Source organism: Bacillus pfraonensis (genome assembly GCF_050768835.1).
In the GTDB taxonomy this organism is placed as follows: Bacteria; Bacillota; Bacilli; order Bacillales; family Bacillaceae_G; genus Bacillus_A; species Bacillus_A pfraonensis.
The window spans coordinates 94,181-109,908 of the sequence record NZ_JAHCDO010000008.1 but is presented as its reverse complement, the minus strand read 5'-3'; the positions used below and the strand labels follow the sequence as shown (position 1 = coordinate 109,908).

The window sequence follows — 15,728 nt, the reverse complement described above, 5'->3', positions numbered from 1 at the left end:
TTGCTAGATTGAATTTCTAACAATACGAATCATTATTTCAACAAAGAAAGGAATTTTTTACATGTCTTATAAAATGATTGTTTTAGATTTAGATGATACTTTACTTCGCGATGACCATACAATTTCAGAACGTACAAAACAAGCTTTAATGACAGCCCAAGAGCAAGGAGTAAAGGTTGTACTTGCTTCTGGCCGTCCAACATTTGGTATGCGCCATATCGCAAAGGAACTCCGTTTAGAAGAATACGGCAGTTTTATCCTATCATTTAATGGTGCTAAAATTATTAACTGTAAAACAGATGAAGAACTATTCAGTAGTACACTATCTCCTGAAATCGTTCACAGTTTATATGAAATCAGTAAGCATGAAGACGTTTGGATTCATACGTATGTCGGAGATGATATCGTAACAGAAGAGAATAATCCATATACAGAAATTGAAGGTCAACTGACAGGCATGCCGATTATCCAAGTAGATAGTTTTACAGCAGCTGTGCAAGAACCTGTTGTAAAAGTATTAATGAATAAAGAAGCTGAGCGCCTTGTAGAAGTAGAAAAGAAACTACAAAAACAATTAGAAGGTAAACTAAGTGTAATGCGTTCTAAGCCATTTTTCTTAGAATTCACAGAAGCTGGTGTTACAAAAGGAACAAGCTTAAATCAACTGATTCAAAAGCTTGGTATTAAGCGCGAAGAAGTTATTGCAATGGGTGATAGCTATAACGACCAAGCAATGATCGAGTTTGCTGGTCTTGGGGTTGCGATGGGTAATGCTCCAGATGATATTAAAGAAATTGCTAACTACGTAACAGACACAAACATGAATGACGGCGTTGCTAAAGTTGTAGAGAAATTTGTACTTAAAACTGAAGTTCTAGTTTAATATATAAATTTTTCAACATATACATTGCTGCTATGAAATCAAAAGGTAACTTACAATCTCTTTCTCCCTTTGTTTTCATTTGGCATGGGGCGAAAACAGGCACTGACCGCTTCTATCCATGGACTGACTCTCTCTCCCATCTAAAAAGAGGGGTTTTATATCAGTTCTTCAATCTGAATTTATATAAATCCATTCACAAAACCCATTTGAAGTCAAACACTTCAAATGGGTTTTTATTTAAATATACGTAGCTTTGTGAAGATATTTTGAACTTTACAACATTCCGGTAGTGTAAACTTTGTTTTTGTATATAATGAAACAAAATAGACTATTTTATTTTGAATTAGAATACAAATTTACTATATACAAGCTCATATTATAAGGAGGCTGTTTCATGTTATCTACACCAATCGGAAGATTAAGAGCAATTGGATTAGTCGAGGGGATTTCCTTCCTACTATTATTATTCGTAGCAATGCCGCTAAAATACTTCGCGGATTTTCCAGCAGCCGTTAAAATTACAGGTATGGCTCACGGCGTACTATTCATACTATTCATCTTTGCAGTGATTCAAGTAACAATCGTACATCGTAAGTCAATCTTATGGGCTTTAGGTGCATTTATTGCTTCCGTTATCCCATTTGGTACGTTCGTACTAGATGCAAAATTAAAAAATGAACCACAATAAGTAAAAAGGTAGCTAACAATTATCCTGTTAGCTACCTTTTTTATAGGTTTGGAATTTGCCAATCAATTTCTTTCTCATTCATACTAGATAAGATATCGTTCACTTTCGAAAATGGTTTACTTCCAAAGAAACCGCGTCTTACTGATAATGGACTTGGATGTACCGATTCAATAATATGATGATTTGCATTTGTAATCAGCTTTTTCTTCGCCTGTGCATGGCGTCCCCACAGTATAAAAATCACTGGTTTATCTCGTTCATTTAAAAGCTCAATTACGCGATCAGTGAAATGCTCCCACCCTTTTCCTTTATGAGAATTTGCTTCCCCTTGTCTGACAGTTAACACCGCGTTTAGTAATAACACGCCTTGCTCCGCCCATTTCACTAAATAACCGTTATTCGGGATTTCACAACCAAGGTCTGCATGCAGTTCTTTGTACATGTTTTGCAATGATGGTGGTGTTTTCACACCAGGTTGTACAGAAAAACTTAGCCCATGCGCTTGATCTGGCCCATGATATGGATCTTGTCCTAAAATGACAACCTTCGTATCCCCATAACTTGTATAATGCAATGCATTAAAAATATCATTGGCATTTGGATATACTACATGGGTACTATATTCTTCTTTTAAAAACTGCCTTAGTTTCTGATAATATGGTTTTTCAAATTCTGGTGCAAGTAACGGCTCCCAATCATTCTTTAAAATATGTTCCATCTCTTCACTTCCTCTTCACTTAATTAACCATGTCTTGCTTTGTAAAGACTACAAACGAAACGATAAGAGAAGCTATTGCCCAAACGGTTAAATTCATCAATGAAAAGCTCATCGATAGACCTTGCAATGCTGGTAACTTTCCTGACAAGTAATCTGTTAAGGATAAATTTACACTAAAAATATATTTTGCCCCTTCCCAAGATGTTGCGAAAGAACTTAAGATACCACCTGCAATTAATGCTGCCAGCATGACTCCCATACCAGCTGGTGTATTACGAATTAACACTGAAATCATAAAGGATATTGTTCCCACAACAATTGCAACAAACCACGCTAATCCATATGCCATTAAAATATATTGCCATTGCGGAATAAGATGAACAAAATTTGTATTTAATGTTTCTTTATCTATCCCAAATCCTGTAAGTACTGGTAAGTTCCAACCAGAATATCCAAAAACAACGCCCGATAATGCGTATGAAAAAATTCCTACCAGGAGCAATATAAGTGAGATAAATAACAACATCGTCACGTATTTACTGAGAAGAATTTTCCAGCGCCGAATCGGCCGTGTTAGAAGCATTTTCATCGTTCCATCGCTTCGTTCTCCTGAAACAATATCAATCGCTACAATCATTACAAGAAGCGGAATAAACAATGTAATCCCCTGTTCAATGAATGCTCGCACAAATGTCGGTGCTCCCGGTGCAGTTGGATTAATATCATGATCTAAATAATATTGTTGTTGCTCCACTCGTACTTTCAACCAATCCCGCCATTCTTCTGGCAATCTTGAATTATTTAAACGGTTTTGTGAATCAACAATTTGCTGCTGAAGGGCTACTTTCCAATCACTCGTACCGAGGCGCTTTTGTGTTGTTTGCACTTCACGATACTGTGCATACACAAACAAAGGAATTAAGATTGCCAATATGAGCATAACGACAAAAATACGTTTCTTTCGATAGATTTTTTCTGATTCATTTAAAACAAGATTCGCAAATTCACGCATGCTGCTCACTCCTTGTGAGTTCAATGAATAAATCTTCTAACGTAAACACAAGTTCCTTCACGCTATGTACATCTATTCCGTTTTCTACAAAGCGTTTATTCCAATTACTAATTGATGAAATGTCCATCCGGCAAAGTAAACGTTCATTGTCTACACTAATTTCTCTTACTTCTTCTGCCGCTTCTAACATATTTTTCGCCTTTGCAATCGGTGTAACAATCCATTCCACACGATCGCTCGCAGTTTTAATTAACTCTTCAATTGGTGCAACCGTAATCATTTTCCCTTTATGAATAATCGCAACGCGATCACATATCATTTGTACTTCGCTTAGTAAGTGACTCGAAATAAAGACGCTCATATTTTCTTCTTTCACAAGCTTATGTATAAATTCCCGCATCTCTCTAATACCAGCTGGATCTAAGCCATTTGTTGGCTCATCTAATATAAGCAGTTTCGGGTTTCCAAGAAGAGCCTGTGCGATTCCAAGACGTTGTTTCATGCCAAGAGAATATGTTTTTACTTTATCGTGAATACGTTCATCTAAGTGAACCATTTTCGCAATTTCTAAAATACGTTCATCTGATATACCGCCAAGCATCCGTGCAAATTGCTTTAAATTTTCCCATCCCGTTAAATAGGTATAAAGTTCTGGGTTTTCCACGATACTCCCAATTTGTCGCATCGCTTCGCGAAAATTCCCTTGAATATTATACCCACCAATCGTAATCTCACCTTCAGTTGCTTTAATAAGCCCAACTAGCATCCGAATTGTCGTTGTTTTCCCAGCTCCATTTGGACCTAAAAATCCAAATACTTCTCCTTGGTTCACATCAAACGATATGTTCTCCACAAGCGTCTTTTTCCCAATTACCTTTTTTACATCCCGCACTGAAAGTATTATCGTCATTTCGCCTCTCCTCCATCTAGCTGCATCTTACTTACAACATTTTGTAATAAGCGAGTTGCCATGTATGAGTAGCCTGTTTCGTTTGGATGGAAATGATCTGAGTATAATAATTCTTTCCCTCTGCTTTGAAACAGATCAAACGTTGGCGTTATATATACATTTCTATTATCTATTGCTAATTTCTCTAAAGATGCATTCCAATCTACAACAATCGATGAAGAGCCTTTTAAATCCTCTACATCTTCAAATGGATTATATAAACCAAGCCAAAAAATCGGACTATCTTGGTTTAACTTTCGGATTTCAGCTAAAATTTGCTTCGCCTGATTTTGAAACGTTTGCGTATCAGGACGGTATGTTTCTAAGTCTATCTTCTCAAGTGATTCCCAGCCTGGAAATAAGTCATTGCCTCCAATGGTTAAAACGATTAAATCTGCCTGTTTAATGGAGTATTGAGCACCACTGCTTTCTATTTGCTTTAACAAATCTGGCATCTTCGCACCACTAACAGCTAAATTCGTTAACGCAACCTTTTGTTTATAATCCTCTTGTAGACTTTCTTTTACTCGCCCCACATAGCCAATTCCTTCTTTATCACCAACGCCGCGAGTTAAAGAATCACCTAAGCTGACAACTTGTAATGTTCCTGGGTTTTGTTTCCCTTTTACTTGTTTTTGTTCTGTCTTCGTAGTTAAATTTGAAGCTTTCGGATTTAATACATCATTAATACCCGAAATAAAGCCATATGCAAATAAACAAAAAGATACGATTGTAATGAGTAAAATTCCTTTTATTAATTTTGATCTCATATCAAAACCCCTTTTAGCCTGGTAGATTGCCCATATTATACCAAACGCCCATTTGAAAAGCGATTTTCATCTCTTCTATAATTATGTAGTTTCACGAATAGTCAATTGCGGCAAGAGTTCAATACTCTTCACATCTATCTTTTCATCTTTTATCTTCTCATATAGTATCTCAAATGCTTTTGCACCAAATGCTTTACTAGAATGAGCAATCGTTGTAATTCCTAATACATCTGCTACTTCTTGATCGTCACACCCAATAATCGCTAGATCTTCCGGAACACGAATCCCATGTTTCTTTGCTTCTGTTACCATACCTGCTGCAATATGGTTACAAGAAACAAGGAATGCTGTTGGCCTTACAGGCATCTTTATCCATTCCCTTATTACATTGCGCCCGTCGTCTACCTTAAAACACCCTTTAAATTTCCAGTTATCCGCAGGTGTAATAGAAATATGTTGCAGTGCATCCTCGTACGCTTGTTTTCTTCTTTGACTATTAATGCTATTGTCTCTTCCAATACAATATCCAATACAAGTATGACCAGTATCTATCAAGATTTTCATTCCTTGAGCAAACACTTTATAGTAATCAATATGTACGCTCGAGATGAAATTCGAATCTATTTCTTCACAAACTACAATTGGCCCAAATTTCGTATACTCCTCGAGCTTTTCCTTATCATTTGTCCGGGAACATATAATGACTCCATCAAGCTTTTTCATTTTTAACATCTGCAAAATTTCAAGTTCCCTTTCTTCACTATAATTCGTCTGACAAAGCATCATATGATAATTATTCTTTGCAGTTTCTTTCGATATCCCCTCAATAATAGCACTATAATATTGATCATTTACATGCGGCAATAAAACACCAATTACATTTGTTTTTCCTTTCACTAAATGAATTGCATTCACATTTTGAGTGTAATTTAACTCTTCTATAATGGCTAAAATCTCTTTTCGTTTCTGTTCATTCACATACGGATGATTATTAAGTACACGTGAAACAGTTGATACAGATACTCCAGCCAATTCGGCAATTTTTCTTATATTAGTCATTTCATTCTCTCCTTTTTACAAAATTTCTCCCTTGACCTGGTAAGCTTTTCACATTATATCCTTTCCTAGCAAACACGTTCAGAAAGGATTAGGAACATATGATACAATTCAAACTAGAATATATATTTTTTATCGGTGGCTTACTCATTCTATCTCTCGGAATTAATATGATGACAACCATCACTTCTTTTGGACTTAGTCCTTATGATTCATTTTTCATTGCCCTATACCAAAATTTTGGAGTAAGTATTGGCTTTTGGATTTTTATGATTAACTTCGCTTTTACAATTATTGTACTGTTTTTAAATAAAAAGCACATTACAATAGGAACAATCGTTACTATGGTTCTTATATCTGTTTTTGTTGATTGGATTGGTTCTATCGATGTCATTATGAATTCTATCCGCTCTCTTCCAAAATATATAACACTTATTTGTGGAAATCTATTTGTTGGCGCTGGAATTGGCATTTATGTATCTACACAGCTCTGTGCTGCACCGCAAGAAGCATTCGTCTTAACCATGGCTGAAAAGAAAAAGTGGACATTTCGAAGAACAGAAATTTCATTAGCCTTTTTATTTTTAACATGTAGCTTTTTACTAGACGGTCCTATTTACTTTGGTACAATTATCCTTTCATTTACAACAGGCTGGATTATTCAAGCATTTATTCAGATTGGCACAAAGGTCCTTAACATAAAAAAGCCTATTGAGCATCACGCTCAATAGGCTTCATCTATTTTACTGAAAAACAGCTCCCTGAATATAATCAAAGACAGCCTTCTCATCATTTGGTAACACAACTGGCTGAATTTTCTTCGTATCAATAGCGATATTTGGGTCTTTCAAGCCGTTACCTGTTAATACCGCTACAATTTGGCTTCCTTTTGCAATTTCGCCGCTTTGCAGTTGTTTATAAACACCTGCAAGAGAAGCGCATGAAGCAGGTTCTGCAAAGATTCCTTCGTACTTGGCTAACCATTCATATGCCTCAAGAATTTCACGATCTGTCACTTCATCAATTTTACCTTGAGAGTATTCTGCAGCGAGGGCGGCTTGTTCCCAACTTGCTGGATTCCCAATTCGAATCGCTGTTGCAATTGTTTCTGGCTCTTCAATCTTATGTCCACGCACAATTGCCGCTGCTCCTTCCGCTTCAAAACCGTGCATCTTTGGCAATCCCGTGCCAAGTCTTTCATGATACTCTTTGAAACCTTTCCAATATGCTGTAATATTTCCAGCATTACCAACTGGAATTGCTAGAATATCCGGTGCTTTTCCAAGCGCATCACAAATCTCAAACGCAGCTGTTTTTTGCCCTTCAATTCGGTATGGATTAACAGAGTTTACAAGTGTAATCGGCGATGACTTACTTAGCTTACGTACAATTTGCAAAGCATGGTCGAAATTCCCATCAATACTGATAATCTCGGCACCATACATGACAGCTTGCGCTAATTTACCGTATGCAATCTTCCCATTTGGAATAATAACGATACATGACAATCCTGCCCTAGCCGCATAAGCTGCTGCAGATGCAGATGTATTCCCCGTAGAAGCACAGATAATGGCTCCGCTCCCCGCCTCTTTTGCCTTTGCTACCGCCATTACCATACCGCGATCCTTAAAGGATCCGCTCGGATTTGCTCCTTCGATTTTCCCATAAATTGTTGAACCCCACCGCTTCGAAAGGTTTTCTAATAAAACAAGTGGTGTATTGCCTTCATGCAATGTTAAGGAAGGTGTCTTTTCCGTAATAGGTAAAAACTCCTTATACTCAGCAAGCAAACCTTTCCACATTACTTAGCATCTCCTTCGATTCGATAGTTTGCTTTCACACAATCTACTTCCTCGTATTCCCTAAGTGTATGTAAAATATATTCATAGTCTGCAAGTGATGCACGATGGGTTACGATAACAATCTCAGCCTTTCCTTTCTCCTGTAGCGGCATTTGGATAATCTTCTCAAAGCTAACACCACGTTCAGAGAATAAAGACGTGATTTTTGCAAACACACCAATTTCATCTTTTACATGTAATCGTAAAAACTTTTTCACAAAAATTTCATCCGGCTCTTTTAATACCTTCTCATACTGAGGAGAAACTGCACTATTCCCAGTTACACCAAGGCGTACATTTTGCATTACCGCAACTAAATCAGAAACAACCGCTGTCGCTGTTGGTAAGCTTCCTGCACCAGGTCCATAAAACATCGTTTCTCCTACCGCTTCACCATACACATATACGGCGTTATATTCATTTTGAACAGCTGCAAGAGGGTGTGTATTCGGAAGCAACGTTGGTTCAACTGTTACCTCTAACTTTTCACCATCGCGCTTTGCGAGCCCAATTAATTTAATTGTGTATCCTAAGCTTTTACTATATGCAATATCTTCCTCTGTAATGGAAGTAATCCCTTTCACCTTCACATCTCCAAGTTCTACATTTGTAGAAAAACCAAGAGTAGCCAAAATCGTCATTTTTCTTGCTGCATCTAAACCTTCAACATCTGATGTTGGATCTGCTTCTGCAAATCCAAGCTGCTGCGCTTCTTTTAACACGTCGTCGTATGCTCTCCCTTCGTCAGACATTTTTGTCAGAATAAAGTTCGTTGTTCCGTTCACGATTCCCATCACTTTCGTAATAAGATCCGAGGAAAGCCCTTCTACAATGCTGCGTAGAATTGGAATCCCTCCAGCTACGCTCGCTTCGTAGAATAAATCAGCTTGATTTTCCTTTGCTACTGTCAGTAATTCCGCCCCATGCAATGCCATTAAATCTTTATTAGCAGTAACAACATGTTTACCATTGTTCAAGGCTTGTAAAATATAAGATTTTGCTTCCTGTATACCTCCCATCACTTCAATGACAACATCGATATCAGGATTATCTATAATTTCATTTGCATTTTTCGTTAATAAAGTAGAGGGGACTTGGACCTCTCTCTCTTTCTCAATATTTTGCACTAATACTTTTGTTACTTTCACTGGGCAACCAACTTGGTGCATTAATCGATCTTGATGATCCGTAATAATACGAACCACACCGCTGCCAACTGTTCCAAGGCCTAATAAGCCCACTTGAATTTCATTCATGATACTGTCCACCCCTCTAAAGAATTGTATTTAGATGCCATTATATAAGGTAAAATTCTGAAAAACAATGTATTTTGAACATTTAGAAAAATATAAGATAATCCTTACAAAGAAAGCGTTGCCACGTGTTATATGATGATCATCTTACAAAATATAAGGGGTTTCTTGATATACATAATAATTTAACCAATTTGAAAATAATAAATTTCCATGACTTCGCCATCTTATGAGTGGCTTTTCAGCTGGGTTATTATGTTTAAAATAGTTTTTTGGAACCTTAATCTCTAGCCCTTTTTGTTTATCGCGTTCATATTCCTCTTTTAACGTATTACAGCTATATTCACTATGACCAAGAACAAAAACCTGCCTTCCCTCTTGCCCCATAATAAGGTGAACACCCGCTTCTTCTGATGTTGCTAGTAACGTTAGTTCTGGTACCTTTTCAATATCAGCTCTACGTACTTCTGTATGGCGAGAATGAGGTGCAAAGAAGAGTTCATCAAACCCTTGCAATAATTTCACATGCTGTTCATGCACTTCATGTTCAAATACACCAAACATCTTTTCTTTAAGCGGATATTTTGGAATTCCATAGTGATAATGCAAACCCGCTTGCGCCCCCCAACAAATATGCAGAGTAGATGTTACATTTGTTTTTGAATATTCCATAATACGCCCAAGTTCTTCCCAATAATCTACCTCTTCAAAAGGAAGTGTTTCAACCGGCGCTCCTGTAATAATGAGACCATCAAATTTTTCTCCCTCGATATCGCGAAACGTTTTATAAAAACTTGTTAAATGATCTTGCGCTACATTACGGGATACATGAGACTCCATATGGAGCAAATGCACGTATAATTGGAGTGGTGTATTACCGAGTAATCTGAGCAATTGCGCTTCTGTTTCTTGTTTTGTTGGCATTAAGTTCAAAATTGCAATTTTTAAAGCACGTATATCTTGTGTTTCAGCTCGTTCTTTTGTCATGACAAAAATATTCTCTTTTTGCAATACTTTACGAGCTGGTAAATCCTTATCAACAATGATCGGCATGTGCTTTGCCTCCAACTAATGCTTCCTCTAGGTCCGCAATAATATCAGAAACATCTTCTATACCGACTGATAGGCGAATTAAATCAGATGTAACACCTGCTAAACGCTGTTCTTCTTCATTTAACTGTCTATGCGTTGTACTAGAAGGATGAATCACACATGTTCTCGCATCTGCTACATGTGTTACAAGTGTTGCTAACTTCACATTTGCAATAAATTCTTTCGCAGATTCTAATCCTCCTTTAATTCCAAATGTTAAAACACCACTTGCACCTTTTGCTAAATACTTTTGTGCTAGTAGATAATTTTCGTTACTTTCTAATCCCGGATAATTCACCCATTCAATACGATCATGATTAGCAAGCCACTTCGCAACTGCAAGAGCATTTTCACTATGACGCTCCATTCGTAAATGCAATGTTTCTAAACCAATATTGCTAATATACGCATTGAATGGGCTCATACAGTTTCCATAGTCTCTTAATAGTTGAACACGAGCTTTCACAATATATGCTGCCTGCCCAAAGTTCTGCACATAACTTACACCGTGATAACTTGGATCTGGTTCGACAAGCTCTGGATATTTTCCATTTGTCCAATCAAAATTTCCACCATCAATAACAATCCCACCTAATGAACTTGCATGGCCATCAATATATTTTGTTGTAGAATGAACAATGATATTTGCCCCATGTTCAAACGCTTGGCACAAATATGGTGTCGCCAAAGTATTGTCCACGATAAAAGGTACTTCTAGTTCTTTTGCCGCTGCTGAAAACTCTTTAAAATTTAAAACATTCATCGCTGGATTTCCAAGCGATTCTGCATAAATTAGCTTTGTTTTGTCATTTGCAAGTGCCACAATCTCATCAGCAGCTAAATTTGGATTAAAGAATGTAACATCAATTCCTAATTTACGTAGACTTATCCCAAATAAGTTAAATGTTCCCCCATAAACGGTTGAAGAACAAAGTAAATGATCACCACTACTACAAATATTTAGAACAGCAAGCATAATGGCCGCTTGACCAGAGGCTGTCGCAACAGCTCCAACGCCGCCTTCTAAATCGGATAACTTTTGTTCAAATGCTGCTAGTGTCGGATTCCCAATACGCGTATAAATATAGCCTTCTGCCTCTAAATTAAAGAGTGCCGCTAAATCATCAGACGTATCGTATTTGTACGTCGTACTTTGATAGAGTGGTAAAACACGTGGTTCACCATTTTTTGGTGTATAACCACCCTGTACACAAATGGTTCCTTTTCCCCATGATTCTCCCATTTCTCTTTCTCCTTTCTTTTATAGAAAATAAAAAAACTGCTTCTTTCCCTAACAAGAAAGAAGCAGTTTGAAAACACGCTCTAAAGTCTCTTTCTTATCTCTCAGGGTTTATTACCTGCAGGATTTGGCACAATTCCGTGATACGGCTGTTGCCAAGGTTTCATAGGGCCTGTCCCTCCACCTTTTCTTGATAAGACTATGCAATTACCGTTGATTTTATAGCAATCATTTCCTAATGTCAATTATTTTTCTGAATGTTTACAAAAGATTTTATTAACTGTTTTATTGTTTATTCAGAAAATTAAAGTTATATTAAAATTATTATTATAATTGACCTTTCCCCCTAAAATATTCTACACGTTTACTTATACGTTTTTTCTTTTCATACTCTATCGTCATGAGTAAAGCGGCTATTATAAGCAAGCTATTACTAACAATCATCAAAGGAATAGATAAGTATATCATTGCATATAAACTTGGAAAAATTGCAGCGCACATAAAAAAAATTCGATGAAGAAACACTGCGATACAAACAAATAGTATAGATACCATAACCATAATAAAAATAGAAAACTGTTCTACATGAAAGGAAGTCCACCGATATTCTCGATAAAAATAAGTTATGACTTGTACGGCACATGCTAAAAAGCCTATCATGTGACCAACAACATGGAATTTATACCTATCTTGTTTTCTTCCAATTTTTATAGCTAAATTTATAAAGGTACCCATTACAGCCCCGATTACTGTGAACACCCCTATATACCATAAATTTCTACCAATCGAAATCTCAACGCCATAAACACCATAAAGCATAAGGGCTATACCCGTTCCAATCATTATAGTAGACAAAACAACATCATATTTTTTATACGGAAATTGCCTTTGCAAAATTAACGAAATAATTAATATACAGGTACATGCTGCTAAAGCAGTATAAATAAAAACACCCAAACCTCTCCCTCCCTCATGGTAAATTTTACTATAAAATCACAATAAGTCTTATATTCATTCATATGAAAAAAAACTCACGTACATAACGCGAGTTTTCACTATTCTACAATAACAGCTATACCTTAACCAATTCATTTCCCTCTATTCCTTTGGCTTATTGCACAAGACACTCTCCCAATTTCCTTAGAATCTTTAAAGGGATAACACCATGTTTTAATCTAAGAAGATCGTAATTATTGTAAAATTTGATAAAGCTCATTAAGACTTTGTATTTCATAAGTCGGAATAATTCCAATATGATTCGGCTTCTTAGCAGGATTAAACCAACATGTGTCTAATCCTGCTAACTGCCCACCTTTAATATCTGCACTTAATGAATCACCGATAATTAATCCTTTCTCCACAGAGAAATTAGAAATTCGTGCAAAAACATAATCGAAGTATTCCTTCATTGGCTTTTGATGACCAGTGTCTTCTGAAACAAAAATATCCTTAAAGAATGAATGTAATCCCGAATTACGCAGGCGTTTATCTTGCGTTTTGGAAACACCGTTTGTAACAATATATAAATCATATTCGCTTTGGAGATCTTGTATTAGTTCAAAGGCTCCTTGAATAAGCTGATTCCCTTCTTCTAAATAACTACGATAATTCTGTTCAAACAAAGGTCCATCAACTTCCTGACCGTACTCCTTAAATAAAATTGAAAATCGAGTATTTACTACCTCATCTCGGTCCATTTTTCCTTCCTCAAAGGATTTCCACAGACCTTGGTTTATTCTTTTATAATGTGCTGTAATTTCATCAGTTAAAGGGATTTTTTGTTCCTCAAAAAGTAAATGTAACGCCGTTCTTTCAGCTGCTTTAAAATCTAATAAGGTATCGTCTACATCAAATAGTAATGTTTGATATTTCTTCATGTTGTTTCTCTCCCTTTCCACTATAAAAACACATTTTTTCTTTTATTCTCAAATAAATCGTATCACTCCCACTTGTAAAAAGAATAGGAGATATCTCATACTAAATGAGAGGTGAAAAAATGAAAATCGAAAAAAATTCAGATGAAATTTATAGTTATGTACAACGCTTCAATTTTCAAACGTTCTTCTCATTTGATATTTTTCCATATATAGAAATTCATTCGTTTCAAAAGAAAGAAACCATTTGTAACGAAGGAGAAGACTTTCCTTATCTCTATTACTTAATCTCTGGAAAAGCAAAAATATATATGAGCCATCAAAATGGGAGAATTTCCTTAATTGACTTTGTAAAAGCACCGTCAATTATTGGAGAATTAGGATTAATTGGAGTCGAATCTATAACAAAAGGTATCGAAGCTATGGAATCATGTATCTGTCTAGCTCTTCCTCTAAAAGATTGTCATCATCTCTTATTACAAGACGCATACTTCTTACAACAGCTATGCAAATTTATTGGAGAAAAAACACTTACTCGAACTGAACAATATGCAAGAAGCTATAACTACCCTTTAGAAAATCGATTAGCAGCTTTTATTCTGTTAACTGAGCAAAACAATTGTTATCTCGAAAAGCATACAGAGGCCTCTGAATACTTAAACGTTAGTTATCGTCATCTCTTATATGTATTAAAGCAGTTTTGTCAGCAAAATTGGTTAAAAAAAGAAGGAAGAATGTATTTGATACAGGGTAGAGAGCAATTAAAACAGTTAGCAGATGAGCTCAAACGAAAATAAAAAAGCAGCACCAACGTCTTAAAAACGTTGATACTGCAAGGGTACTTGTCATGTTTGAGTGACGATTATATTTTTAATTAAAATGTACTTGCTACTTTAGCAGCTTTTTCAAGGCCTTCTGCAATAATTGCTTCTGCTTTATCTGGGAATTGATTATGACCTTCAATGATCACTGTTTCCATATTTGTTGCACCGAAGAAGCCCATCATGCTTGCTACATATTTAACAGCCATTTCTACGCCAGCTGCTGGTCCTTCAGAATATACACCACCGCGTGCATTTAATAGTGTAATTTTCTTATCACCGATAAGACCTACCGGACCTTCTGGTGTATATTTAAATGTTTTTCCAGCACGATTTAGGTAATCAATATATGTGTGTAGTACAGCTGGAATTGTTAAGTTCCATAATGGGAAACCAAATACCACTTTGTCAGCTGCAAGGAATTGATCTAAATATTTATCCGCAACAGCTACTGCTTTTGCTTCTTCTGCTGTTAAGTCAAACCCTTTACCAGCTTTAAATGTACCATTAATCATATCTACGCCTACATATGGCAACTCTTCATTATATAAATCAAGTTCTACCACTGTATCATTTGGATGTGATTCTTTGTAGCTTGCTAAAAATGTTTCATATAATTTCACGCTAACCGCTTGGTCCGCTGGGCGGTTGTTAGCCTTTACGAATAAAACTGTTGTCATGTTTTATTTTCCTCCTAATACTTACTCTTACGTTGTTTATTATTTACTCGCTAAAAAGGGACAACCCCTTGTAATTGTTGTTGCTTACAAATACCATTTTATCCTCTCTCTTCTTTCATTTCTTCCTCACATGGACGTATCTTTTCAAAAAAAAAGTCCGCCTCCTAAAGGCGAACTAGGTCCTACGACTTTTGTCTTATACGATCCCATTTTTCACTGCATATAAAGCTGCTTGTGTACGATCCGATAGACTTAATTTACTTAGAATACTACTTACATGGGCTTTTACTGTTTTTTCGGTAATAACTAAAACAGATGCAATTTCCTTATTACTCATTCCTTTTGCCAAGAGCTGTAATACTTCATTCTCCCTTGCCGTTAGTACATCTACATGAATATTTGATAACTCCTGTTTCTCTTCTTGCGGCAACGTTTGAGAAAGAAGGCTACTGGCTATATCAGGATGAAGTTGAATATTTCCTTTGTATGCACTACGGATGGCTTCCACAAGTTGATCCGGCTCGACATCTTTTAAAATGTATCCACTTGCTCCAGCCTTTAAGGCTGGTAACACATGTGCTTGATCCGAAAAACTAGTTAATACGAGCACTTTTACATTTGGATACTCTTTTTTTATACACGCAGTTGCTTCAATCCCATCCATCTCTGGCATATATAAATCCATTAGTACAACATCTGGCTGCACCTCTCCTACTTTCATTAGTGCCTCTTTTCCGTTATTTGCTTCTCCAACTAGCTCCAAATCTTCTTGCGTGCTTAAAAAAAATGCTAATCCTTTTAAAACAACTGTATGATCATCAACTAATAATACTTTTATCTTCACGAATTTC

Annotated in this window: 17 protein-coding genes and 1 riboswitch; of the genes, 4 read left to right on the top strand and 13 right to left on the bottom strand. The window is 36.3% G+C overall.

Translation table 11 applies throughout. From position 1 onward, the window contains the following. The first annotated feature begins 61 nt into the window (after positions 1-61). Both KFD70_RS09365 and KFD70_RS09360 read left to right on the top strand, forming a co-directional pair. Complete coding sequence (locus KFD70_RS09365) at positions 62-883, top strand: Cof-type HAD-IIB family hydrolase (protein ID WP_431613152.1); 822 nt, start codon at positions 62-64, stop codon at positions 881-883. A 394-nt stretch (positions 884-1,277) separates the two neighbouring features. Beyond that, complete coding sequence (locus tag KFD70_RS09360; RefSeq protein ID WP_241816473.1) at positions 1,278-1,571, top strand: DUF3817 domain-containing protein; 294 nt, start codon at positions 1,278-1,280, stop codon at positions 1,569-1,571. A gap of 40 nt (positions 1,572-1,611) precedes the next feature. On the opposite strand, the gene KFD70_RS09355 is transcribed toward KFD70_RS09360, so the two are convergent. From KFD70_RS09355 to KFD70_RS09335, 5 genes are all read right to left on the bottom strand, one after another. After that, positions 1,612-2,289 (bottom strand): uracil-DNA glycosylase, encoded by a 678-nt coding sequence (locus KFD70_RS09355; protein WP_431613151.1) that lies wholly within the window; start codon positions 2,287-2,289, stop codon positions 1,612-1,614. Positions 2,290-2,308: 19 nt separating this feature from the next. Continuing rightward, positions 2,309-3,301, bottom strand: a complete 993-nt coding sequence (locus KFD70_RS09350) for an ABC transporter permease (protein WP_431613150.1) — start codon at positions 3,299-3,301, stop codon at positions 2,309-2,311. After that, the gene (locus KFD70_RS09345) at positions 3,294-4,211 is read right to left on the bottom strand and encodes an ABC transporter ATP-binding protein (RefSeq protein WP_336451491.1); all 918 of its coding nucleotides are present in this window, start codon (positions 4,209-4,211) and stop codon (positions 3,294-3,296) included. Before KFD70_RS09345 ends, KFD70_RS09350 begins: the two co-directional genes overlap by 8 nt. Beyond that, positions 4,208-5,020: an SGNH/GDSL hydrolase family protein gene (locus tag KFD70_RS09340; RefSeq protein WP_431613149.1), complete on the bottom strand. Its 813-nt coding sequence runs from the start codon at positions 5,018-5,020 to the stop codon at positions 4,208-4,210. Before KFD70_RS09340 ends, KFD70_RS09345 begins: the two co-directional genes overlap by 4 nt. An 81-nt stretch (positions 5,021-5,101) precedes the next feature. Next, complete coding sequence (locus KFD70_RS09335) at positions 5,102-6,079, bottom strand: LacI family DNA-binding transcriptional regulator (protein ID WP_431613148.1); 978 nt, start codon at positions 6,077-6,079, stop codon at positions 5,102-5,104. A 98-nt stretch (positions 6,080-6,177) separates the two neighbouring features. Between KFD70_RS09335 and KFD70_RS09330 the strand changes: the two genes are divergently transcribed. Next, positions 6,178-6,807, top strand: a complete 630-nt coding sequence (locus KFD70_RS09330; RefSeq protein WP_336451488.1) for a YczE/YyaS/YitT family protein — start codon at positions 6,178-6,180, stop codon at positions 6,805-6,807. 12 nt (positions 6,808-6,819) lie between these two features. Here the strand turns inward: KFD70_RS09330 and thrC are convergent, their stop codons facing one another. The 6 genes from thrC to KFD70_RS09300 all read right to left on the bottom strand — a co-directional run bounded on the left by thrC (position 6,820) and on the right by KFD70_RS09300 (position 13,379). Further along, complete coding sequence (gene thrC, locus KFD70_RS09325; RefSeq protein WP_336451487.1) at positions 6,820-7,878, bottom strand: threonine synthase; 1,059 nt, start codon at positions 7,876-7,878, stop codon at positions 6,820-6,822. Continuing rightward, positions 7,878-9,173, bottom strand: coding sequence for a homoserine dehydrogenase (locus KFD70_RS09320; protein WP_336451486.1), 1,296 nt, complete (start codon positions 9,171-9,173; stop codon positions 7,878-7,880). The genes thrC and KFD70_RS09320 overlap by 1 nt, the downstream gene beginning before the upstream one ends. A gap of 144 nt (positions 9,174-9,317) precedes the next feature. Beyond that, entirely contained in the window at positions 9,318-10,223 is a 906-nt protein-coding gene (gene metA / locus KFD70_RS09315; RefSeq protein WP_336451485.1) for a homoserine O-acetyltransferase MetA, read from the bottom strand. Continuing rightward, positions 10,207-11,505: a bifunctional O-acetylhomoserine aminocarboxypropyltransferase/cysteine synthase gene (locus KFD70_RS09310; RefSeq protein WP_336451484.1), complete on the bottom strand. Its 1,299-nt coding sequence runs from the start codon at positions 11,503-11,505 to the stop codon at positions 10,207-10,209. The genes metA and KFD70_RS09310 overlap by 17 nt, the downstream gene beginning before the upstream one ends. Before the next feature lie 91 nt (positions 11,506-11,596). Next, positions 11,597-11,702, bottom strand: a riboswitch (SAM riboswitch). 127 nt (positions 11,703-11,829) lie between these two features. Beyond that, positions 11,830-12,459 carry a hypothetical protein gene (locus KFD70_RS09305; protein ID WP_336451483.1) on the bottom strand — a complete coding sequence of 210 codons (630 nt, stop codon included), beginning with the start codon at positions 12,457-12,459 and terminating at the stop codon, positions 11,830-11,832. Between the two features lie 233 nt (positions 12,460-12,692). Beyond that, positions 12,693-13,379 carry a YjjG family noncanonical pyrimidine nucleotidase gene (locus KFD70_RS09300; RefSeq protein ID WP_336451482.1) on the bottom strand — a complete coding sequence of 229 codons (687 nt, stop codon included), beginning with the start codon at positions 13,377-13,379 and terminating at the stop codon, positions 12,693-12,695. Positions 13,380-13,498: 119 nt separating this feature from the next. Between KFD70_RS09300 and yeiL the strand changes: the two genes are divergently transcribed. Then, positions 13,499-14,173 carry a transcriptional regulator YeiL gene (gene yeiL / locus KFD70_RS09295; RefSeq protein ID WP_336451481.1) on the top strand — a complete coding sequence of 225 codons (675 nt, stop codon included), beginning with the start codon at positions 13,499-13,501 and terminating at the stop codon, positions 14,171-14,173. Between the two features lie 77 nt (positions 14,174-14,250). Here the strand turns inward: yeiL and KFD70_RS09290 are convergent, their stop codons facing one another. Further along, positions 14,251-14,877, bottom strand: coding sequence for an FMN-dependent NADH-azoreductase (locus KFD70_RS09290; protein WP_431613147.1), 627 nt, complete (start codon positions 14,875-14,877; stop codon positions 14,251-14,253). 196 nt (positions 14,878-15,073) lie between these two features. Next, positions 15,074-15,721 carry a response regulator gene (locus KFD70_RS09285; RefSeq protein WP_336451479.1) on the bottom strand — a complete coding sequence of 216 codons (648 nt, stop codon included), beginning with the start codon at positions 15,719-15,721 and terminating at the stop codon, positions 15,074-15,076. Between the last annotated feature and the right edge of the window lie 7 nt (positions 15,722-15,728).